The organism is Jatrophihabitans sp., assembly GCF_051960575.1.
Lineage (GTDB): Bacteria > Actinomycetota > Actinomycetes > Mycobacteriales > Jatrophihabitantaceae > JBQCEE01.
In genome coordinates this window covers 1-5,431 of the sequence record NZ_JBQCEE010000234.1, presented here as the reverse complement: position 1 = coordinate 5,431, position 5,431 = coordinate 1, and the positions used below count along the sequence as shown (strand labels likewise).

Annotated in this window: 7 protein-coding genes; 3 read left to right on the top strand and 4 right to left on the bottom strand. The window is 70.9% G+C overall.

Going from position 1 to position 5,431, the window contains the following annotated elements; genetic code table 11:
- A partial coding sequence (gene murA, locus ACTHMS_RS12905; RefSeq protein WP_440307073.1) for a UDP-N-acetylglucosamine 1-carboxyvinyltransferase occupies positions 1–1,090 on the bottom strand: 1,090 nt, incomplete at its 3' end.
- A 40-nt stretch (positions 1,091–1,130) separates the two neighbouring features.
- Here murA and ACTHMS_RS12900 point away from each other — a divergent pair.
- From ACTHMS_RS12900 to ACTHMS_RS12890, 3 genes are all read left to right on the top strand, one after another.
- Positions 1,131–1,703, top strand: a complete 573-nt coding sequence (locus ACTHMS_RS12900) for a cob(I)yrinic acid a,c-diamide adenosyltransferase (RefSeq protein ID WP_440307072.1) — start codon at positions 1,131–1,133, stop codon at positions 1,701–1,703.
- A 65-nt stretch (positions 1,704–1,768) separates the two neighbouring features.
- Positions 1,769–2,269 (top strand): gluconokinase, encoded by a 501-nt coding sequence (locus ACTHMS_RS12895; RefSeq protein ID WP_440307074.1) that lies wholly within the window; start codon positions 1,769–1,771, stop codon positions 2,267–2,269.
- A 6-nt stretch (positions 2,270–2,275) separates the two neighbouring features.
- Positions 2,276–3,775, top strand: a complete 1,500-nt coding sequence (locus ACTHMS_RS12890; RefSeq protein ID WP_440307071.1) for a GntT/GntP/DsdX family permease — start codon at positions 2,276–2,278, stop codon at positions 3,773–3,775.
- A gap of 69 nt (positions 3,776–3,844) precedes the next feature.
- Here the strand turns inward: ACTHMS_RS12890 and ACTHMS_RS12885 are convergent, their stop codons facing one another.
- The 3 genes from ACTHMS_RS12885 to atpD form a co-directional block, all read right to left on the bottom strand.
- Positions 3,845–4,255 (bottom strand): DUF2550 domain-containing protein, encoded by a 411-nt coding sequence (locus ACTHMS_RS12885; protein ID WP_440307070.1) that lies wholly within the window; start codon positions 4,253–4,255, stop codon positions 3,845–3,847.
- Positions 4,256–4,280: 25 nt separating this feature from the next.
- On the bottom strand, positions 4,281–4,559 hold the full coding sequence (locus ACTHMS_RS12880; protein ID WP_440307069.1) for a F0F1 ATP synthase subunit epsilon: 279 nt from the start codon (positions 4,557–4,559) through the stop codon (positions 4,281–4,283).
- A 98-nt stretch (positions 4,560–4,657) separates the two neighbouring features.
- Positions 4,658–5,431 (bottom strand): F0F1 ATP synthase subunit beta (atpD, locus tag ACTHMS_RS12875; protein WP_440307068.1); only part of this gene is annotated, 774 nt, incomplete at its 5' end.

The following is a 5,431-nucleotide window of genomic DNA, read 5'->3' as shown; positions in this document are numbered from 1 at the left end:
AGAGCTTTTCCCGGCCTCGGACGACCGCGTGATGGCCGTCTGTGCGCACGTCGGCGCCCATCCGCGCGATCTCGTCGCAGAACATGAACCGCGCCTCGAAGAGGTTCTCGGTGATCATCGAGACGCCGTCGGCGACCGAGAGCAGGGCGATGGCCTGCGGCTGCAGGTCGGTCGCCAGGCCCGGGTAGGGCAGCGTCACGACGTCGAAGCTGCGCGGACGGTCGGCCATCGCGATCCGGAAGCCGTTGGTGAGCGTCTCGACCTCGGCGCCCGCGCGGCTGAGCTTGTGCAGCGCCAGCTCGAGGTGGGCTGCGTTCGCGCCGCGCACGGTGACGTCGCCGCGGGTCGCGACGGCGGCCATCGCCCAGGTGCCGGCGACGATGCGGTCGGGCACGGCGTCGTGCCGCGTCGGACGCAACTCGTCGACGCCGGTGATCTCGAGGGTGGACGAGCCGATGCCGTCGATCTGCGCGCCCATCGAGACCAGCATCTGGCAGAGGTCGATGATCTCCGGCTCGCGCGCCGCGTTGTCGATCACCGTCGTGCCCTTGGCGAGCACGGCCGCGGTCATGATGTTCTCGGTCGCCCCGACGCTCGGGAAGTCCAGCCAGATCGACGCACCGCGCAGGTCGCTCGCCTCGGCGACGACGTAGCCGTGCTCGGTGCGGATGTCGGCACCCATCTGCTCGAGCCCGGCGAAGTGCATGTCGAGCGGACGCGAGCCGATCGCGTCCCCACCGGGCAGGGCGACCCGGGCCAGGCCGGTACGGGCGAGCAACGGACCGAGCACGCAGATCGAGCCGCGGATCTTGCGCACCAGCTCGTAGGGCGCCTCCGACTCGGGCCGCTCGGGCACGGTGATGCGTACCGACCCGATGCCGTCGTGCTCGTCCTCGACGACCGTGCAGCCGAGCCGCTCCAGCAGCAGCCGCATGATGTGCACGTCCGAGATCGCCGGCAGGTTGCCGATCGTCGTCTCCCCCGGCGCCAGCAGGGCAGCCGCCATCAGCTTCAGCACGCTGTTCTTGGCCCCGACGACGTCGACCGTCCCGGCGAGCCGCGCGCCACCCGTCACTCGAAGCACCTGCACCGACCCAGGCTACTTCGGCCTTCCACTACCGTCGGCAGACATGGCCGTGCACCTCACCCGCATCTACACCAAGACCGGCGACGACGGCACGACCGCGCTGGGCGACATGTCCCGCGTGGCCAAGACCGACCCGCGGGTGTCCGCCTACGCCGACACCGACGAGACGAACGCGGCGATCGGCGTGGCGATCGCCCTCGGCGGCCTGCCCGAGCCTCTCGTGGCCGTGCTGACCACGATCCAGAACGACCTGTTCGACGTGGGCGCCGACCTCTGCACGCCGATCGTGCCCGATCCGGCCTATCCCCCGTTGCGCATCGAGCCCGCCTACACCGCCCGCCTCGAGGCCTGGTGCGACGAGTTCAACGAGCAGCTGCCGAAGCTGAACAGCTTCATCCTGCCCGGCGGCACGCCCGGCGCGGCGCTGCTGCACCAGGCACGCACCCTCGCTCGGCGGGCCGAGCGATCGGCGTGGGCCCTGTTCGAGGCCGACCCCGAGCGCACGAACCGCGAGGCGCTGCTCTACCTCAACCGCCTCTCCGACCTGCTGTTCATCCTGTCCCGCGTCGCGAACCCCGACGGCGACGTGCTGTGGAAGCCGGGCGGCGACCGCTAGGGCGCGAGACAGCACCCCACGACGGGTATCGGACGAAGGTGGCGCAGCAACCCGTCCTCGTGCTCATGGGGGTGTCCGGCTGCGGGAAGTCGACGACCGCCGGCGTGCTGGCGGGACGGCTGGGCTGGGACCTCGCCGAGGGTGACGACCTGCACCCGCGCGCCAACATCGACAAGATGGCGCACGGCATCGCGCTGACCGACGACGACCGCCGGCCCTGGCTGCAGCTCATCGCCGACTGGATCGGCGAGCACACCCGCGCCGGGCGTCCCGGCGTCGTCACCTGCTCGGCCCTGCGCCGCCGCTACCGCGACGTGCTGCGCGGCGACGCCGAGCAGGCCGCGCACGTCGTCTTCGTCCACCTCGCGGGCACCAAGGACGAGATCGCGGCCCGCCTGGCCGCCCGACACGGCCACTTCATGCCGCCGGCGCTGCTCGACAGCCAGTTCGAGGCGCTCGAGGAGCCCGACCCGGACGAGCACGCGCTGCGCATCGGCATCGATCACAGCCCCGCCGAACAGGCCGAGCGCATCATCGCTTCGTTGGAGCTGCATCCGGGGAAGTAGCAGGGCATGACCGCCCTCGCGGCGAGTGTCGCCGCCCTCCGTCCGGCCGCTGCCCGGCACCTCGCCGCCGCGGCCGAGAAGTCCTCGTCGTGGAACTCGCACGACACCCGGCTGGCCCTGGTCACCGTGGCCGGCATCGCGCTCATCGTCGTGCTCATCAGCGTGGTGAAGCTGCATCCGTTCCTGGCGCTGACCTTCGGCTCGCTGGCCGTCGCGATCGCGTCCGGAGTCTCGCTGGTCGGCGCCTGGAAGAACTTCGAGACCGGCGTCGGCGGCACGCTGCAGGAGGTCGGCCTGCTCATCGCCCTCGGCGCCATGCTGGGGCGGTTGCTCGCCGACTCCGGCGGCGCCGACCGCATCGTCGACACCCTGGTCGGCCGCTCGTCGCGTGCGCTGGTGCCGTGGGCCATCGCCCTGGTGGCGATGATCGTCGGCCTGCCGATGTTCTTCGAGATCGGCCTGGTGCTGCTGCTGCCGGTGATCGTGCTCGTGGCGCGCCGCTCCGACCTGCCGCTCATGCGGGTCGCGATCCCCGCGCTCGCCGGGCTGTCGGCCCTGCACGGGCTCATCCCGCCCCACCCGGGCCCGCTCATCGCGATCGGCGCCCTGAACGCCAACCTGGGCGTCACCCTCGGCCTGGGCATCCTGGTCGCGATCCCGACCGTCGTCATCGCCGGCCCGCTGTTCTCGCTGCTCGCCGCGCGCTGGGTGCCCGTCGAGGCACCGGCGTCGGCCGGCGGCGTCGACGTCGAGCACGCCGAGGGGGTCAGCGGCAGCGACCGCCGCGCGCACGACGACGTCGCCGACGAGCGCACCGCCGAGCGCGACACACCCCGCCGCCCGAGCTTCGGCGTCACCCTGGCGACGATCCTGTTCCCCGTCGTCCTCATGCTCGCCCGCGCGGTCGGCGACATCGTGATGAACGGCGAGCACAACGCCGGCAAGGCGTTCCTCGATTTCATCGGCGAACCGCTCGTCGCCCTGTTCCTCGCCGTGCTGCTGGCGATGGTCACCTTCGGCTACGCCCTCGGCGCCGGCTCGACCACGGTCACCGACCGCATCAGCAACAGCCTCGGGCCGGTGGCCGGGATCATCCTCATCGTCGGCGCGGGCGGCGGGTTCAAGGGCACGCTCACCGGCGCGGGCGTGGGCGACACGATGGCGAAGGTCGCCAACCACTCGGGGCTGTCGCTGCTGGTGATCAGCTATGTGCTGGCGGTGCTGATCCGGCTGGCGACCGGCTCGGCGACCGTCGCCACCACCACGGCCGCAGGCATCATCGGCCCGATCGCCACCGGCCTCGGCGGCACCCACCTGGCCCTGCTCGCGCTCGCCATCGGCGCCGGGTCGGTGTTCCTGTCCCACGTCAACGACGCGGGCTTCTGGCTGGTGAACCAGATGTTCCGCCTCACCGTCGGCCAGACCTTCAAGACCTGGTCGGTGATGGAGACGCTGCTCTCGCTCGTCGCCTTCGGGTGGGTGAGCCTCATCTGGGCCGTCACCTGAACCCGCTTGTCCCCCGCGCCAGTCGTTCTGGGCGGCCCAGGATGACTGGGGCCGGGGACCAGCCGGCGATCAGATGGGCGCGCTCGACTCCAGCCAGCTGACGAAGCCGGTGTAGGCGCCCTCGCTGAGGGCCATGGTGAACGGGCCGGTCGCGCCGCGGCATTCGAGCACGACGACGTTCTCGGGCAGCGAGGTGAGTTCGGTCGGTGTGGGCGAGCGCCGCCGCAGCACCTCGACGGCGCCGCGTTCGAGCACCTGGCTCGGGCGCGATCCGAAGCCCAGCGCGCGGTACCAGCGCAGCTCACCGCCGACGTACCGGCCCATGCCGTACAGCCAGCGCCCGTTGCGCGATGGCATCAGCACGGCGAGCGCGATGGCGCCCGGCAGCCGCAACATGTACCGCTGCCGGGCAAGCACCGCGGCCAGGACGATCAGGGCGAGGGCGACCACGCACACCGCGATGACATCGACGGTGTGCACGGCGCCTCCTGACTTCCCGTCCCGGTCAGGATTCGCCCGAGACGACCTCGGCGGATTCGGCGAGCACCGACACACCGTCCGGACGCACGGACAGGAACCCGCCGTCGACGTTCACCGTGATGGACGCGCCGTTCACCGGGTCGATCCGGACGGGGTGCCCCTCGGCCAGCTGGCCGAGCAGCGGGGCGTGGCCCGGCAGGATGCCGAGCTCACCCTCCACCGTCCGGGCGCGGACGAACTTCGCCTCGCCCGACCACAACGCCTTCTCGATCGAGACGAGCTCGACCTGCATGGAGTCAGCCACTATGCCTCCAGGCTCTTCGCGCAAGCGCTCATCGCTGCGTTCGCTCCGCTCCTCGGGCCGCGGGCGGCCCTGCGATGCTCACTCACGGTCACGCGTGCCTATGCATTCTTCAGCTCGTGCGCCTTGCGCTCGAGGTCCTCGATGCCACCGCACATGAAGAACGCCTGCTCGGGGTAGCTGTCGAACTCGCCGTCCGCCAGGCGCTTGAACGCGTCGATCGTCTCCTCGACCGGCACGAACGACCCCGGGATACCGGTGAACTGCTCGGCCACGAACGTGTTCTGCGACAGGAAGCGCTCGATGCGCCGCGCCCGGTTCACCGTGATCTTGTCCTCTTCGGACAGCTCGTCGATGCCGAGGATGGCGATGATGTCCTGCAGCTCCTTGTAGCGCTGCAGGATCTGCTTCGTGCGCTGCGCGACGTCGTAGTGCTCCTGGCCGATGTACTCGGCCGACAGGATGCGCGACGTCGAGTCGAGCGGGTCGACCGCCGGGTAGATGCCCTTCTCCGAGATCGGACGCGAGAGCACCGTCGTGGCGTCGAGGTGGGCGAACGTGGTGTGCGGCGCTGGGTCGGTGATGTCGTCGGCGGGCACGTAGATCGCCTGCATCGAGGTGATCGAGTGACCACGCGTCGAGGTGATCCGCTCCTGCAGCTGCCCCATCTCGTCGGCCAGCGTGGGCTGGTAGCCCACGGCGGACGGCATGCGGCCGAGCAGCGTCGACACCTCCGAACCGGCCTGGGTGAACCGGAAGATGTTGTCGATGAACAGCAGCACGTCCTGCTTCTGGACGTCGCGGAAGTACTCGGCCATGGTCAGCGCCGACAGCGCGACGCGCAGGCGGGTGCCCGGCGGCTCGTCCATCTGGCC

Excerpts from the sequence above, each read along its gene's own strand:
- ACTHMS_RS12900 (WP_440307072.1), top strand. The coding sequence starts at position 1,131 with ATGGCCGTGCACCTCACCCGCATCTACACCAAGACCGGCGACGACGGC.
- ACTHMS_RS12895 (WP_440307074.1), top strand. The coding sequence starts at position 1,769 with ATGGGGGTGTCCGGCTGCGGGAAGTCGACGACCGCCGGCGTGCTGGCG.
- ACTHMS_RS12890 (WP_440307071.1), top strand. The coding sequence starts at position 2,276 with ATGACCGCCCTCGCGGCGAGTGTCGCCGCCCTCCGTCCGGCCGCTGCC.